Raw genomic sequence first — 15544 nt, 5'->3', positions numbered from 1 at the left:
CGAAACACCATTTTTCACTCCACTTCAGGAGGGGTGATCCCACCGACAGTGATGTTGATTGCAATGTGGGCGTCGGCCGCCGCAGCCTCGACGTCGTCGCGATCGAAGACCTCGATCGTCGTGCCGTCGTCGGCTTTGTCGTTGAGGACGAGTGCTTTGCGGATCGTGCAGAGATGTGCGCACAGTTCGTCGGCGTCGCGGTACTTCCGCGCCGGGCACTGTTCGCCCGTCTCGCAGACCTTACACTCGCGCTGAGTACGCCGTGGTCGCGATGCAGTGAGACTTCGTGAACGTCGTCGCTGTCTGGGAGCGTAACGAGCCACGTGTCCCAGAGGGCCGCTCGATCAGTGCCGCTTCAGGGTCGGCTCGCGTCCAGCTGGCCGAGCCACTGTCGCGTTTTGCTGCGAAGTCCAGCGGCGTCACGGCCGACACCTCCCTTTATTACGTGCAGGGCACTCATTGCCCTCTTCGAAGCGGCCGCCACAGAAGCCGCAAGCCGGCCTTAATGACCCTGTATCTGCTGGTTCTGACGAATCAGCGTCGCTGCTCAACGGACTCACCCCCCTTCGAGATGGGTTGTTATAAAGAAGTGGCTCCGTGTGTTGATTCTACTTAAGAACGAGTGGGTTGGGGCAGATTTGAACTGCCGGCCTCCTCCATGTCAAGGAGGTGTCATAACCAGACTAGACCACCAACCCGCCTGGCTTTCGCGTTCTACCGCGCTCGTCTGAACGCATTACGTCGTTTCCCGGGGACATAATTGAAGGTTTCGTTTCGGGGATGCCAGACGCAGTCGTTCGGTTTCAGCGTTGACACGCCACCACGGCTCGGTTACCGTCGGAAGCACGACTGCTGGCGGCCCATAGGCGATAGCCGCGATCGGTGACTGACCGAGTGCTCCGACAGTCTTATACCGATGAACGAAGTTGTTCACTACAACACGATCTCGTACATCGGTGACCACGATGACACTCCAAACCTACATCGAACGCGCGACCGAGGGCGACGACCTGACACAGAACGAGGCTCGTGAGGCGGCACGGGCAGTCTTCGAAGACGCCACGGAGGCCCAGATCGGGGCGTTGCTGGCGGCGCTCAGAGGGAAAGGCGAAACAGAGACCGAGATCGCCGGCTTCGCAGAGGGGATGCGCGATGCGGCCCGGACGATCGACCCGGATCGTGGCCCACTCGTCGACACGTGCGGGACCGGCGGCGACGACTACGACACGATCAACGTCTCGACGACCAGCGCAATCGTCGCTGCGGGTGCTGGCGCGGCCGTCGCAAAGCACGGCAACTACTCCGTCTCCTCCTCGTCGGGGAGCGCAGACGTCTTAGAGGTCGCCGGTGCCGACGTCGAGGCCGAACCGCCGGCCGTCGAGTCGGCAATCGAGCGCGACGGAATCGGCTTTATGCTCGCACCGGTGTTCCACCCGGCGATGAAAGCGGTCATCGGCCCGCGCAAGGAACTCGGGATGCGGACGATATTCAACGTCCTCGGACCGCTGACGAACCCCGCCGGGGCAGACGCCCAGGTCGTCGGCGTCTACGACCCTGACCTCGTCCCCGTGCTCGCGCGGGCGCTCTCACATCTGTCGGTCGACAGGGCGCTCGTCGTCCACGGTTCCGGAATGGACGAGATCGCGCTGCACGACGAGACGGTCGTTGCGGAGGTCGACGGCGACCAGATCGAGGAGTACACGCTCACGCCCGAATCCATCGGCCTCGAATCCGCCCCGATCGAGGCCGTCGCCGGGGGCACACCCGAGGAGAACGCTGCGGACCTTCGCGGCATCGTGACTGGTGACGTCACCGGCCCGAAGCGTGACATCATCCTCGCGAACGCCGGTGCGGCGATCTACGTCGCCGGACTCGCCGACAGCATCGAAGACGGCGTTGAAGCGGCGGCGAACGCGATCGACGAGGGTGACGCGACCTCGACCTTCGAGACGCTCTGTGAGCCGATCGACGCCGCGGTGGAGCGCTGAGTAGATGGTCCGGGTGAAAATCTGCGGGATCACGAGCGAGACCGACCTCCGCTCCGTCGAGCGAGCGGGCGCGGACGCCGTCGGCGCAATCGCCGACGTGCCCGTCGAGACTCCACGAGAGGTGTCGCTCGGCGACGCCGAAGCGCTCTTCGCGGCCGCACCGCCGTTTCTCACGACGACGCTCGTCACGATGCCGGAGACCGTCGACGGCGCGATCGAGACGGCGACGCGCGTCGCTCCCGACGTCCTCCAACTTCACGGCGGGTTCGACGCCGACGATCTGCGGGCGATCCGCGAGGCCATCTCGTCTGACGTGGTCGCCGTCGTCGACGCCGAGGACCCGGATCGGGCGCGGGCGGTCGCGCCGGCCGTCGACGCGGTGCTCGTCGACTCGATCGACGACGACGGCGCCGGCGGGACCGGCGAGACCCACGACTGGGTCGCGACCGCCGACGTCGCCGCGACGCTCGACGCGCCGGTGATCCTCGCGGGCGGCCTGACGCCCGAGAACGTCGCCGAGGCGGTCGAGACCGTTCAGCCGTACGCGGTCGATGTCGCAAGCGGCGTCGAGCGCGTCGGCGGGAGTAAAGACCACGACGCCGTCCGCTCGTTCGTCGCGAGCGCGACCGACGCCGCGACGCACCCCGACGACGGCGAGCGGGTGCAGGCAGAGGGGGTGTCGTCGTGAGCGACACCCGAACGGACGGCCAGTCGCGAAACGACGCGAGCGTAACGCTCTCGCAGTCCCGCGAGTCCTTCGTCGCGGACGTCGCGGCCGCAACGGAATCCGAGACCGACGACGGCGAGACGCGTCCCGTCGTCGCCCACGTGACTGCCGAGATGCCGAACGTGACACCGCTGACCGCGTACGCGACGCTCGCCGACCGAAGCGAGTACGGATTCCTCCTAGAGAGTGCCGAGAAGACGCCGTCGAGCGATCCGGCGGGCGCGTTCGCGCCGGATCACGCCACGACGGATCGCCACGCCCGGTTCTCGTTCGTCGGCTACGACCCCGACGCCGTCATCACCGTCGACCCGGACGGGACCGAGATCGAACGGCTGGGCGGACGCGCGGCGCAGTACGTCGAGGCTGGCGGATTCGACGCCGACGACGCCGAAGCGGGGAGCGAAGAGATGGACGTGCTCGACCGCCTTCGGGCGTCGTTCCCGGATCTGCCGCGCGTCGGCTTCCCCGACGAGGAACGCCAACAACTCCGCGGCGGCCTCGTCGGCTTTCTGGCGTACGAGGCCGTCTACGACCTCTGGCTCTCGGAGGTCGGCGTCGAGCGCCCCGAGACCGACACGCCGGACGCGCAGTTCGTCCTCACCTCGAAGACCCTCTCGTTCGATCACGCAGAGTCGTCCGTCTCGCTCGTCCTCACGCCGATCGTCGCGCCCGACGAGGACCCGGAAGCGGTCTACGACGACATCGTCGCCGAGGCGGAAGACGTCGCGGCGACGCTCGCTGACGCCAGCCAGCCCGAGACCGGCGGCTTCGTCCGGACCGGCGGATCTGCCGGGCCGAAAGCCGAATACGAGGCGGCCGTCCGCGATACCAAAGAACACGTCCTCGACGGCGACATCTACCAGGGAGTCATCTCACGAACCCGCGAACTCCGCGGCGAGGTCGACCCGGTCGGCCTCTACGAGGCACTCCGGGAGATCAACCCCTCGCCGTATATGTATCTGCTCCGTCACGACGACCGCCACATCGTCGGCGCGAGCCCCGAGACGCTGGTCTCCGTCCGGGGGGATCGTGTCGTCTCGAATCCCATCGCGGGCACGTGCCCGCGCGGAACGAGTCCTGTCGAGGACCGACGACTCGCCGGCGAGATGCTCGCCGACGGGAAAGAACGCTCCGAGCACACGATGCTCGTCGACCTCGCGCGGAACGACGTGCGCCGCGTCGCCGAACCCGGCAGCGTCCGCGTCGAGGAGTTTATGAACGTGCTGAAGTACAGCCACGTCCAGCACATCGAATCGACTGTGACGGGGACGCTCGCGGGGACGGACAGTCGAAACAGCGAGTACCCGAGCGGGGCCGATGCCTTCGACGCCACGCGGGCGACATTCCCGGCGGGGACGCTGACCGGCGCGCCGAAGGTCCGCGCGATGGAGATCGTCGACGACCTCGAACTGGAACCCAGAGGCGTCTACGGCGGCGGCGTCGGCTACTACTCGTGGTCCGGCGACGCCGACTTCGCGATCGTCATTCGGACGGCGACCGTCGACCGCGAGGGCGACGAAGACGTCATCTCCGTCCGCGCGGGCGCGGGTATCGTCGCCGACAGCGACCCGGAGGCCGAGTACGAGGAGACAGAACAGAAGATGAGCGGCGTCCTCTCGGCGGTCGAGCGAATCGAGACCGACTCGGCGTCAGGCTCTGCCGCCGGAGCGGCCGCCCCAGGAGAGGAGGTGCAGCGATGACGCTTCGACTGCTCGTCGTCGACAACTTCGATTCGTTCACGTACAATCTCGTGGAGTACTTCTCCGAACAGCGGGTCGACGGCGAACCCGTCGACGTGATCGTCCGCAAGAACACCGCCGATATCGACGACCTCCGCGGGCTCGATCCCGACGCGATCGTCATCAGTCCCGGGCCGGGACACCCGAAGAACGAGCGCGACGTGGGCGTCACCACCGAGGTCCTGACGTCGCTCTCGCAGACGATCCCGACGCTCGGCGTCTGTCTCGGTCTCGAAGCGGCCGTCCACGCCTACGGCGGCGAGATCGGTCACGCGCCCGAGCCGATTCACGGGAAGGCCTACCCGGTCGACCACGACGGTCGCGGCGTCTTCGCGGGGCTCGCACAGGGCTTCCAGGCCGGCCGCTACCACTCGCTGGTGGCGACGACCGTCCCCGAGGAGTTCGAGGTGTCCGCGACGACAGCGCACGAGATCACGGACAGCGGTACAGACGATAATGCGGACGACGATGCTGACGGCGAGACCACCACGACGGACCTCGTGATGGGCGTCCGCCACCGCGAGTACCCCATCGAGGCGGTGCAGTTCCACCCCGAATCGGTCCTCACGGGAGTCGGTCACGACGTCGTGCGGAACTTCTTAGACGAGTGCGTCTTCCCCCGGCAGGCCGACGAGGCCCCGACGGTCTGATCGGGGGCCACAGACAGCGAGCGGGCGTCGCGGCAGAACTACAGGACGTTGATGCCGAAGAAAGAGAGCACCAGCAGCGCTCCCACGACTAGCGCGGCGATCGTGACGAGTCGCCACGCGATCTTCAGCGCGATGCGGCCGACAATGATCACGACTGCGATCGCGACGACGACGGCGAGCGCCTGACCGAGCGGTTGCGCCAGCAGGCCACCGAGTTGGAGGGGAGCGATCGACGCGGGTGTGAACACCATACCCCATCGTATCACCAGACGGGGGAATAAGTCTGTGGGGGAGTGCGACGGTTGAAGCTGACGATACCGTCCGGACTGTGGCGAATTGGTACGGAGTCTGATACACTCGACGCTAAGAAGCATTTATACGAGATTCAGTCGGTTGGGGGCTCGCAGTCGGCCGTCCCCCACGGGGGCGGGCTCAGGGCGTGCGACGCCCCCTCGGTTCCGCTGGATAATCGACTGACAGCGCTCGACTCGCAGATTCGTATTTTCACTTCCACTTCGGTCTGCTAACCTTCATACCCCCTCCGCGCATACGATTCCTCGTCACGTCGAACGCGTGGCGCAGCCGGTCAGGGTGTAGGTATAAAATATGATATTTATCACGGTAGAGTCCGGATACCGAAGCCTTAACCGACCTGCCACACTCACAAGTCATCGTTACAAATGCCCAGAACTGAGTCAGTCACCCGATTCGAGATCGCCCGGTGCAACCGCACAGGGCAGGAGGTACAGTAGATGAGCGACCAGTCCGTGAACGCAGGCGAGCTCGAACTGCCCGTCAAGCGTACCGACGGCGACTCGCTCGAAGAGCGGCTCACTGCCAACGCTTACCACAACATTCTGCCGGCGCGCTACCTCCGCAAGGACGCCAACGGCGACCCTATCGAGTCCCAAGAAGATCTCTTCCCGCGCGTCGCGAAGAACGTCGCGCTCGCGGAGGCCGTCTTCGAGGCCGAGCGCCGCGACGTCGACGTTACGGTCACGCCCGACCAGTTGAAGCCCGACCACCCGCGCCGCGACGAACTCGCCGCGGAAGTGTTCGGCAAGGGCGTCGACGCCGACTCCGACGCCGAGACGTCGCTGTCGGTCTACAACGCCAACAAGTTCGCCTACGACACTGTCGTCCCCGAACTCCCCGAGGAGATCAAGGCGGCCGTCGAGACGAAGCGCGAGGAGTTCGAAGAACTGATGGAAGATCTCTCCTTCATGCCGAACTCGCCGACGCTGATGAACGCCGGCGACGAACTCCAGCAGCTCTCGGCGTGTTTCGTCGACTCTCCCGACGACGACATCGACGACATCCATCAGACAGCCAAAGAGGCCGCGCAGGTCTTCCAGAGCGGCGGCGGGATGGGCTATGCCTTCTGGCGGCTCCGCCCCTACGGCGACCCGGTCGGCTCGACCGGCGGCATCGCCTCCGGCCCGATCACGTTTATGCGGACGTACGACCAGCTCTGTGAGACGATCGCGCAGGGCGGCGCGCGACGCGGCGCGCAGATGGGCGTTATGCGGGTCAGCCACCCCGACGTCATCCAGTTCATTCACGCGAAGAACAAGGACGTCTCGCTGGCGCACACGCTGCGACTGAACGACCCCGACGACTTCACCCACAACTCCTTCGCCGACGCGCTCGACGAAGCGCGCGAACTCATCGACGAGGAGGGACGCGTCCCGAAGCACCTCCGGAACGCAGTCGAGGGCCACCTCTCGAACTTCAACATCTCCGTCGGCATCACCGACGACTTCATGGACGCGCTGTTCGAGGGCGAGGAGTTCACGTTCACCAACCCGCGGACGGGTGAACCGCACATCGCCACGGCCGAGACGAAGGAACTGTACGATATGTTCGGCCTGGGCGAGCACGTAGAGGTCGGCGAGGAGCTCTCCGTGCCCGCAGAGAAACTGTGGGACCACATCGTCGACGGCGCCCACGAGAACGGCGAGCCGGGCGTCATCTACCTCGAACGCGTGAACAAACTCCACTCGTTCGACGTCGAGGAGCACCCGGACCACCGCATCCTGGCGACGAACCCCTGCGGCGAGCAGCCGCTGGAGGAGTACGAGGCCTGTAACCTCGGCCACATCAATCTCTCGACGCTCGTCGACTTCGACGCCCCCGACTGGCGCGCCTGGTACGATGCCCACGGCGACGAGTACGACGAGTTCGAAGACGCCGTCGACGCGTTCCTCGAAACCGCCATCGACTGGGAGGAGTTCGACTACCGCATCGACCGCGGGACGCACTTCCTAGAGAACGTCGTCACGATGTCGGACTTCCCCGTTCCGGAGATCGAAGAGAAGGTCCGGGATATGCGGAAGATCGGGCTCGGCGTGATGGGGCTGGCACAGCTGTACATTCAGCTCGGCATCCAGTACGGCACCGAGGCGGGCAACGAGGTCGCTCGCCAACTGATGACCCACATCAACCACGAGTCCAAGTGGACCAGCCACGAACTCGCGAAGGACCGCGGCACCTTCGCCGACTGGGAGGACTCGAAGTACGCCGACCCGACCGAGTATCGCGACTGGTTCGAGCACTACGTCGGCCTCGACGCCGACGAGTGGGAAGACGGCTTCCCGATCCGGAACCACAACACGACCACGGTGGCCCCGACCGGCACCACCTCGATGGTCGGCAACACGACGGGCGGGATCGAGCCGATCTACAACGTCGCCTACTACAAGAACGTCTCCGACGACGTGCAGGGCGACGAGATGCTCGTCGAGTTCGACGACTACTTCCTCCGGACGCTGGAGGCCAACGACATCGACGTCGACGCCGTCAAGCAGGAGGCCCAGACCCAGATGGCCGAAAACGAGTTCGACGGCGTCTCCTCGCTGTCGACGGTTCCGGACGCGATTTCGGAACTGTTCGTCGTCACCGGCGACCTCTCTGGCAAGCAGCACGCCGCCGTGCAGTGTGCGACCCAGGAAGGCGTCGACTCCGCCATCTCGAAGACCTGTAACTTCCCGAACTCCGCCAGCAAAGAGGATATGGACGAGGTCTACCGCTACATCTACCGCAACGGCGGGAAGGGCGTGACCGTCTACCGCGACGGCACGCGCTCGAAGCAAGTCCTCACCACGCGCGCGCAGAACACTGACTTCGCCGACGAGAGCGAGGCCGCGGAGACGCTCGTCGAGCAGATCGAAGACGTCTTCGGCGGCATCGACGGCTTCCTCGAGAACGACGAGGTCCAGGCGGCGCTCGACCGGGAGGTCGAACGGCTGCTGTCGGCCGCCGACGGCGAGACCGACCTCGGCAAGAAGCGCCCGCGCCCCGACGTCCTCCACGGCGTCACCCAGCGCATCGACACGGGCTACGGAAAGCTCTACGTCAACATCAACGAGGACGACCAGGGCAAGCCCTTCGAGCTCTTCGCGAACATCGGCAACTCCGGCGGCTTCACCGCCTCCTTCACCGAGGCGCTCGCGAAGACCGTCTCGACGGCGCTGCGTTCGGGCGTCGACCCGAGCGAGATCGCGAGCGAACTGCAGGGCATCCGCAGCCCGAAGGTCGCCTGGGACAAAGGCGAACAGATCAACTCCATCCCGGACGCGATCGGCACGGCGATGCGACGCTACCTCGACGGCGAGATCGACAAGGGCTACCCCCAGCAGCAGAACCTGACAGAGGTCTCAGAGCAGACCGAAAACGCGAGCGTCTCGCCGGGTCGTGAGACCGACGGCGGCGCGGCAGTGGACGTCGAGGACGTCGACGTCGGCGACAGCGTGGACCTCGCGGGCGGCTCCGGACCCGCTGGCGACTCTGATGCGACCGACGACCTGCTCGCGGCCGGCGAGAGCCCCGAGTGCCCCGAGTGTGGCAGTATGTCGCTGTACTACTCCGAAGGCTGCAAGACCTGCGAGGCCTGCGGCTGGTCGGAGTGCTGATACGGTCGGACATATAGTAGCGTTTGCAAGTCTTCACGCGCCTGATCGCCCGACAGCGTGTGATCGGGTGCGCAATCAGTTGTAAACGCTACTATAGCTACGAGAAGATGCTCGGCACCCCTGGGGTGCCGCACTGCTTCACAGAAAAAATCAAGGCGGATGCCCCGAGGCTTGACCGCGGGGAGGAAGCCGACAACCGAGGACACAAACCACGCTACAAAGGCAGGCCGACTTCCAACTAATAAATAACCACAGCCAAATATGTGAAACACAGTGGAATACCGTCGCACCGCCGTCATCAAACTCGACATTCCTGAAGGAGCCGACCTGCTCCTCCGCGAGACTGTCGAGCAGTTCAAACACTGCGCCAACACCGCAAGCGAGTGGTGCTGGCACGGGCGTCGCCAGATTCCAGAGGAATCTGGCTGCCAACCAGAAACATCTCGCGTATCTGGTGACGACGACGGATACCACGTCACATCCAAAGCCAAAGCCGAACGCGCTCTGTACGACCAACTCCGCGACGAAACCGACCTCACCGCCAACCTCGTCCAGAAAGGCATTCGTCGGGCTGTTGAAGCAGTCAAAAGTGGAGTCGAACGCCTCAAGCGTGGAGAGACCACGTCACGACCCCACTTCTCAGCGGACAGCGCGGTGTACGACAAGCGCAGTGCGACGTTCCACCGCGACCACGTATCCCTCTCCACCGTAGACGGGCGCGTTGAGTGCGACTACATCCTCCCCGACAACTCGGAGAACCCCCCGAGGAAGTACGTCTCCGACGAGGACTTTGAGTTCAGGATGGCGCACTTGCAGCACCGCGACGGAGACTGGTACTTGCACGCCTCGATGAGAAAGGTCGAAGCAGACGACGAACCTGAATCCGAGTCCAAGCACAGAACAGTCCTTGGTGTGGATTTGGGCGTCAACAACATCGCCGTCGCTTCGACCGGGCGGCTCTGGTCGGCAGACGAGTTTAACCACTGGCGTCGAGAGTACGAGAAACGTCGTGGGTCGCTTCAACAGTGTGGCTCTCGCCACGCTCACGAGAACATCGAATCAGTGGGTCGCAAAGAGACGGGGCGTTTCGAGATATTCCTACACTCGGTGGCAAACGAACTCATCGAGGAGGCCGTCGAACACGACTGCTCACACATCGTGTTCGAGGACTTGACCCATATTCGGGAGAACATCTTGAAGGCGACGTGGCAACACGTCTGGGCCTTTCGACGCCTCTACGAGTACGTTGAGTACAAGGCCGAGGAGTACGGCGTGGAGGTCGTGCAGGTTGACCCTCGGAACACTTCCAAGCGGTGTTCGACGTGTGGGTTTACCCACAGCGACAATCGGTCTGGTGAAGCGTTCTGTTGTCAGAAGTGCGGGTACGAGAACCACGCTGACTACAACGCTTCGAAGAACATCGGTTTGCAGTATCTCCGTCGTCGGCAAAACGCAAACGACGGAGGCGCACCCGTAGATGTGCGCTTGAATCGCGGGACGCTGAACGTGAACGGCGAATATTCACCTACTGCTCTCAGCAGTTAGAACGGGAGTCCACGCGAAAGCCTCGGGGCTTGACCCCGAGGTAATTTACGGACGTATTCGGCAGTATGAACCAGTCGGCTGATTGATTCGGTCGGCTGACCGCAGCCTCTTTCGCGCTCGGGTTCCGCGCCGGCGCGACGTGCGACAACGCGAATCTTCTTGTCGACTGCGACCCCCGACTGTGACGTGAGCGACGCGAACGAACCGACTTCGGCCAGCGGACAGAGCGACGCGCCCGTCGAGGACGCCCCCGCGGACGGCGTCGAAACGCCGCCAGGTCGCCCCTGTCCGATCTGCGAGCGACCGATGGCACATCGCCACTGCAAGTACGTCTGTCCGGAGCACGGAGTCGTCTACGACTGTAGCGATACATTCTGGTAATCTGATACCGTGATTTCGGAACCGTCGAAAACGGGTATATGAGTCTATTGGCCGTTTTTTTTGCTTCGAGTTCGATTTGGTTTCAAATCGGCACGAAGCGTTATATGAAGCCAGTCCGTAATATGAACGACAGATGCGTGGTCGGACGGCACGACGACGGGACGCCCTGAAACGTGGTACCTAACGATGGTCAAACAAGAACAGATCCGACAGAGCAAGGAAATCCAGCGGCGAACCGGGAAGACCTTCCACCTCGCGACTCGGGTCCTCCCCGAGCGCGTCCGACACGAGACGTACGTGTTGTACGCGTTCTTCCGGGTCGCAGACGAAGTCGTCGACGCCGTCGACACCGCTCCGCCGGAGGAGCAGCGACGGCGACTCGAAGAGTTGCGGCGGCAGGCGCTCGGAGAGGAGGACGCAGACGACCCCGTGTTGACCGCGTTCGCAGAACTCCGCGAGACACACAACATCCCCGCGTCCGACGTCGACGTCTTCATCGACGCGATGCTCTCGGACATCGACACCGACCGCTACGAGACGTACGAGGAACTGGAGGCGTACATGGACGGCTCTGCGGCCGCCGTCGGTCGGATGATGACCCAGATTATGGAGACGCCGCAGGCCGAGCAGGCCCTCCCGCACGCCACGGCGCTCGGTGAGGCGTTCCAGTTGTCGAACTTCCTCCGCGACGTCCGCGAGGACGTCGTCGAGCGCGACCGGATCTACCTTCCCCAGGAGACGCTCCGAAAACACGGCGTCACCGAAGAACAGATACTGAACTTCGAGTTCGACGAGAACTTCCAGGCCGCGATGCGCGAAGAACTACAGCGAGCGGAAGCCCTCTACCGCGAGGGCGTCGAGGGGATCAAGTATCTCCCCGAGGACTGCCAGTTCGCCGTCCTCCTGGCCGCGGTCCTCTACGCCGACCACCACCACGAGATTCGCACTCGCGACTGCGACGTCCTCTCGACGACGCCGTCGCTGTCGACGTCCAGAAAGCTGTACTTACTGGCGAAGACGCGCCTGTACTGGGCGCTCGAACGCGACCCGGTCGCGGTGTTCCGCCGCGTCAGCGTCGTGCCGTACCCCGACGAGAGCGAGACGACGCGGGATTCGGGCCATTCGGGGCCGTCGCCGGGCCGGACGACCGGTTCGGGTGCGTCAAGATGGACGGGCGGGCGAGTCTCGGGATGGCTCCGCAGTTTCACGCGGAGCGAATAGGGGCGTTCAGTCCGTCCGATTCGTTCTCATTGGGATTATCGTACGTCCGCATAGATGTCTCGCCGGACGGTACGGTGAGAATCTCCGAACAGTTACGATAATCCCTATCAGCGCTTCGACGTCGACTCCTGTTTTTGCGTCGACTCCTGGCTCCGCGTCGACGTCTGACTCTGGATCCACGGCAGACCGCGGGTCGGCACGTCGAACCGGTCGGCCCGGAGGAGGCCGAGTCCGAACAGCGCCGCCAGCGCGACCGGGATCCAGTTCCCGAACCACGCGTTGATGCCGCCCCAGAGGATGACAAAGGAGACGAGGTCGTCGAGCAGAAATTCGCAGTCTTCCAGTCGCGCGCGCAGCGCGTGACGGTCGTACCCCCAGTCGAGCGCGACGACAGCGACTGTCGCCGAGAGGACCCACCCGGCGTAGTTCGACAGCGGGACGCCGTAGAACGCCCCGCCGTTCGGGTACACCCAGAAACCGAGCGCGACAGCGCCAGGATCGAGGACGAGATCCATCGTGAGGACGGCCGCGATCACGGCGAGGAGACGCGTCGCCGCGTGGGCGGCGCGGTCGCCCAGCAAGAGGAGACAGAGGAGATACGAGTTCATCACAAGCGGGATGAAGAAGATGGGCAGGCCGAGGGGCACGCCCGCGACGACCGGCCCGAGGTCGACGCCGTAGAAGAACTCGCCGTAGGGGAGGCCGGTCTGGACCCCAACGAACTCGATGACGTAGGCGTACAGCGTCAGCGCGCCGACGCCGACGGCCGCCCGACGGTCAGTGATCGAGAGGACGCCGACGACGAGCGGCGAGCGCATCACGGCCGTGCCGATGAAGATCAACAGCCCGTTGAACGCCAGCGGCGCGGGCAGGAGTCCCTCGGCGCTCGCGAGGAGGAGCACGATCCCGTTCAGCGGGAAGAACACCGAGATCGTAAAGCGGTTCTCGCGCACGAGACGCTCCAGCCGCGACTCCCACTCCGCACGCGTCTGCGGCAGTTGCTCCGTGAGCGTCGCGAGCGACGAGCGAGCGTCCGGATCAGGCATTGACGAGCCTCCAGAGCGCCCCGAGCGTCAGCAGCGTCCCGACGGCCGTGTTGAGCATCGGATACCACCAGTACGCGCGGTCGACGTCGACGTCAGACCGGTAGACTGCGAGGATCAAGAGGGGGTACGCCCCGAGCAAGAGGCCGATCCGGACGTCGACGAGGCCGAAGACGACCGCCGCGGCGAGCCAACAGCAGAGGCAGTACGCGAAGGTGCGCCGCTCGCCGAGAAACGTCGCCGTCGTCCGGATCCCGGCCTCCCTGTCGGGGTCGATGTCGGGGATGGCCGAGAAGGTGTGCATCCCCATCGCCCAGAGCCACGCGCCCGCGACCGCGGCGAGCGGCGGATGTGCGCCCGCGACAGCGGCGTACGCGGCCGCACCCGGAAGGACGTACAGACCGTTCGAGACCGAATCGAGAAACGGCGTCGTCTTGAATCGCAGCGGCGGCGCGGAGTACTGAAAGCCGAGGAGGAAGAACCCGGCGAGATACGGCCACGCCCGCGGGGACGTGAGGAGGAACGTCACCGCCCCCAGAAGCGTCGAGAGCGCGATGACAGCTGCGACGGCCGAGTCGCCGCTCCACCGGGCCTCCCGCTCGTCCTTCTTCGGGTTCGCGACGTCGACGTCGACGTCGAAGACGTCGTTGACGCCGTAGAGGAAGACGTTCGCCGGGAGCAGGAAGTACGCGAAGAGGCCGACGCTCACCGCCGTGAACAGGTCGCCAGTCGTGTCGGCTCCGAACGCGACGCCGACGACGACGGGGCCGGCGAGGTAGAACCAAAAGCGCGGACGCGACAGCGTCAGCAGATACCGCAGGCGGCCAGACATCCTCAGCCCGCCCGTTCGGCCATCGCCTCGGCTGTGAGCTCGCCGCTGATTAGACACATCGGCACGCCGATGCCGGGCGTCGTGAACGATCCCGTGAAGAAGAGCCCGTCGACCGCCTCGGAGTGGTGCGGCGGGCGGAACAGCGCGGTCTGCCGAAGCGTGTGAGCGAGGCCGAGGGCGGTTCCTTTCGTGCTGTTGTAGCGGTTCGTGAAGTCGTTCACACAGAAGGACTTCTCGAAGACGATCCGGTCTCGGAGGGCGACGCCGGTGTTTGCCTCGATGTCGTCCAACACGAGATCGCGGAACTCCGCGCGCATCTCGGGGGTGTCTTCGAGTCCCGCGGCGATCGGGACGAGTGCGAACAGGTTCGAGTGTCCCTCGGGCGCGACGGTGTCGTCGGTCTCGGAGGGGACACAGAGGTAATAGGCGGGGTCTTCGGGCCACGCCGGGTCGTCGAAGATGCGCTCGAAGTGCTCGTCCCAGTCGGTCGGGAGCACGAGCGTGTGGTGTTCGAGCGGGTCGACGTCGCCCTCGACGCCGAGATAGAGCAGGAACGCCGAGGGGGCGTACGTCCGCGACTCCCAGTAGTCCTCGTCGTACTGCCGTTTTTCCGGCGGGAGAAGCTCCATCTCGGTGTGCCGGTAGTCGGCGTCGCTGACGACGTAGTCGGCGTAGAACTCCCGGCCGTCCTCGGTCCGGGTGACGAACGCGCCCTCGCGGCCACGGATCTCTGCGACCGGGCTGTCGGTGTGGAAGTCGACGCCGAGTTCCTCGCCGAGCGCGACGATACCGTCGACGACGCCCCCGAGTCCGTTCTCGGGGTAGTAGACGCCCATATTGAAATCGACGTGGCTCATCAGATTGTAGAGCGCCGGCGTGTTGTTCGGCGCGCCGCCGAGGAACACCAGCGTGTACTGCATAATCTGCTGGAGTTTGGGGTGATCGAAGTACTTCTCGACGTGATCCTGCATCGAGCCGATGAGCGAGAGGCCGCGGGCATTCTTGAAGACGTTCCAGTCGATGAAGTCCCGGAGCGAGGAGCGATCCTCGTAGACGAAGTGCTCCATCCCGACCTCGTAGTTCTTCTTCGACTTCTGGAGGTACTCGTCGAAGCGGTCGCCCGCGCCGGGTTCGTAGGACTCGAACGTCTGTCGGTTCTGTTCGAGGTCCGGCACCATATCGACGCGGTCGCCGTCTTTGAAGAAGATCCGGTAGTGCGGGTCGAGCCGCGTGAGATCGTAGTAATCGGCGGGCTCGTGATCGAAGTGCTCGAAGAAGCGCTCGAACACGTCCGGCATCAGATACCACGACGGCCCCATATCGAAGCGAAAGCCGTCGACTTCCAGGCGGCTCGCGCGGCCACCGAGTTGCCCGTTCTTCTCCAGTAGCGTCACGTCGGCACCGGCACCGGCCAGATAGCAAGCGGTCGAGAGGCCGCCAAATCCGCCCCCGACGACGACGACGTCCGCGCCGTCGAGTGAGCGGAGCTCCGAGAGGGAGTCCATAG

13 protein-coding genes and 1 tRNA gene are annotated in these 15544 nt (G+C 64.7%); 8 read left to right on the top strand and 6 right to left on the bottom strand.

Features of this window, described 5'->3' with window-relative positions; all coding sequences use genetic code 11:
* Window positions 1-14: 14 nt before the first annotated feature.
* Together NO362_RS11045 and NO362_RS11040 are read right to left on the bottom strand one after the other, a co-directional pair.
* A complete protein-coding gene (locus NO362_RS11045; RefSeq protein ID WP_256545293.1) occupies window positions 15-323 on the bottom strand; it encodes a hypothetical protein in 309 nt (102 codons plus the stop codon).
* 300 nt (window positions 324-623) lie between these two features.
* Window positions 624-698 (bottom strand) — tRNA-Val (locus NO362_RS11040).
* A gap of 267 nt (window positions 699-965) precedes the next feature.
* Between NO362_RS11040 and trpD the strand changes: the two genes are divergently transcribed.
* From trpD to trpG, 4 genes are read left to right on the top strand one after another with little or no spacing between them, the layout of a single operon-like run.
* The gene (trpD, locus tag NO362_RS11035) at window positions 966-1988 is read left to right on the top strand and encodes an anthranilate phosphoribosyltransferase (RefSeq protein ID WP_256545292.1); all 1023 of its coding nucleotides are present in this window, start codon (window positions 966-968) and stop codon (window positions 1986-1988) included.
* Between the two features lie 4 nt (window positions 1989-1992).
* On the top strand, window positions 1993-2676 hold the full coding sequence (locus NO362_RS11030) for a phosphoribosylanthranilate isomerase (RefSeq protein WP_256545291.1): 684 nt from the start codon (window positions 1993-1995) through the stop codon (window positions 2674-2676).
* A complete protein-coding gene (trpE, locus tag NO362_RS11025) occupies window positions 2673-4415 on the top strand; it encodes an anthranilate synthase component I (protein WP_256545290.1) in 1743 nt (580 codons plus the stop codon). The genes NO362_RS11030 and trpE overlap by 4 nt, the downstream gene beginning before the upstream one ends.
* Window positions 4412-5104 carry an anthranilate synthase component II gene (trpG, locus tag NO362_RS11020; RefSeq protein WP_256545289.1) on the top strand — a complete coding sequence of 231 codons (693 nt, stop codon included), beginning with the start codon at window positions 4412-4414 and terminating at the stop codon, window positions 5102-5104. The genes trpE and trpG overlap by 4 nt, the downstream gene beginning before the upstream one ends.
* Window positions 5105-5142: 38 nt before the next feature.
* On the opposite strand, the gene NO362_RS11015 is transcribed toward trpG, so the two are convergent.
* On the bottom strand, window positions 5143-5355 hold the full coding sequence (locus NO362_RS11015) for a DUF8029 family protein (protein ID WP_256545288.1): 213 nt from the start codon (window positions 5353-5355) through the stop codon (window positions 5143-5145).
* A gap of 501 nt (window positions 5356-5856) precedes the next feature.
* Between NO362_RS11015 and NO362_RS11010 the strand changes: the two genes are divergently transcribed.
* The 4 genes from NO362_RS11010 to NO362_RS10995 all read left to right on the top strand — a co-directional run bounded on the left by NO362_RS11010 (window position 5857) and on the right by NO362_RS10995 (window position 12162).
* A complete protein-coding gene (locus NO362_RS11010) occupies window positions 5857-9015 on the top strand; it encodes an adenosylcobalamin-dependent ribonucleoside-diphosphate reductase (RefSeq protein ID WP_256545287.1) in 3159 nt (1052 codons plus the stop codon).
* Window positions 9016-9288: 273 nt separating this feature from the next.
* Entirely contained in the window at window positions 9289-10560 is a 1272-nt protein-coding gene (locus NO362_RS11005) for an RNA-guided endonuclease InsQ/TnpB family protein (RefSeq protein ID WP_256545286.1), read from the top strand.
* A 291-nt stretch (window positions 10561-10851) separates the two neighbouring features.
* Window positions 10852-10941 (top strand): HVO_2523 family zinc finger protein, encoded by a 90-nt coding sequence (locus NO362_RS14660; RefSeq protein ID WP_439331172.1) that lies wholly within the window; start codon window positions 10852-10854, stop codon window positions 10939-10941.
* A 186-nt stretch (window positions 10942-11127) separates the two neighbouring features.
* Window positions 11128-12162 carry a phytoene/squalene synthase family protein gene (locus NO362_RS10995; protein ID WP_256545284.1) on the top strand — a complete coding sequence of 345 codons (1035 nt, stop codon included), beginning with the start codon at window positions 11128-11130 and terminating at the stop codon, window positions 12160-12162.
* 107 nt (window positions 12163-12269) lie between these two features.
* On the opposite strand, the gene cruF is transcribed toward NO362_RS10995, so the two are convergent.
* Genes cruF through crtID form a run of 3 tightly spaced genes read right to left on the bottom strand, consistent with a single transcriptional unit; the run spans window position 12270 to window position 15542 of the window.
* Window positions 12270-13208: a bisanhydrobacterioruberin hydratase gene (cruF, locus tag NO362_RS10990; protein WP_256545283.1), complete on the bottom strand. Its 939-nt coding sequence runs from the start codon at window positions 13206-13208 to the stop codon at window positions 12270-12272.
* Window positions 13201-14037: a prenyltransferase gene (locus NO362_RS10985; RefSeq protein ID WP_256545282.1), complete on the bottom strand. Its 837-nt coding sequence runs from the start codon at window positions 14035-14037 to the stop codon at window positions 13201-13203. The genes cruF and NO362_RS10985 overlap by 8 nt, the downstream gene beginning before the upstream one ends.
* A 2-nt stretch (window positions 14038-14039) precedes the next feature.
* Entirely contained in the window at window positions 14040-15542 is a 1503-nt protein-coding gene (gene crtID, locus NO362_RS10980) for a bifunctional phytoene desaturase/3,4-desaturase (protein ID WP_256545281.1), read from the bottom strand.
* Window positions 15543-15544: the final 2 nt, after the last annotated feature.

Source organism: Halobellus inordinatus (assembly GCF_024498335.1).
Lineage (GTDB): Archaea > Halobacteriota > Halobacteria > Halobacteriales > Haloferacaceae > Haloquadratum > Haloquadratum inordinatus.
This window is presented reverse-complemented; position numbering and strand designations above follow the sequence as displayed.

Excerpts from the sequence above, each read along its gene's own strand:
- trpD (WP_256545292.1), top strand. The coding sequence starts at position 966 with ATGACACTCCAAACCTACATCGAACGCGCGACCGAGGGCGACGACCTG.
- NO362_RS11030 (WP_256545291.1), top strand. The coding sequence starts at position 1,993 with ATGGTCCGGGTGAAAATCTGCGGGATCACGAGCGAGACCGACCTCCGC.
- trpG (WP_256545289.1), top strand. The coding sequence starts at position 4,412 with ATGACGCTTCGACTGCTCGTCGTCGACAACTTCGATTCGTTCACGTAC.
- NO362_RS11015 (WP_256545288.1), bottom strand. The coding sequence starts at position 5,355 with ATGGTGTTCACACCCGCGTCGATCGCTCCCCTCCAACTCGGTGGCCTG.
- NO362_RS11010 (WP_256545287.1), top strand. The coding sequence starts at position 5,857 with ATGAGCGACCAGTCCGTGAACGCAGGCGAGCTCGAACTGCCCGTCAAG.
- NO362_RS10995 (WP_256545284.1), top strand. The coding sequence starts at position 11,128 with ATGGTCAAACAAGAACAGATCCGACAGAGCAAGGAAATCCAGCGGCGA.
- cruF (WP_256545283.1), bottom strand. The coding sequence starts at position 13,208 with ATGCCTGATCCGGACGCTCGCTCGTCGCTCGCGACGCTCACGGAGCAA.
- NO362_RS10985 (WP_256545282.1), bottom strand. The coding sequence starts at position 14,037 with ATGTCTGGCCGCCTGCGGTATCTGCTGACGCTGTCGCGTCCGCGCTTT.
- crtID (WP_256545281.1), bottom strand. The coding sequence starts at position 15,542 with ATGGACTCCCTCTCGGAGCTCCGCTCACTCGACGGCGCGGACGTCGTC.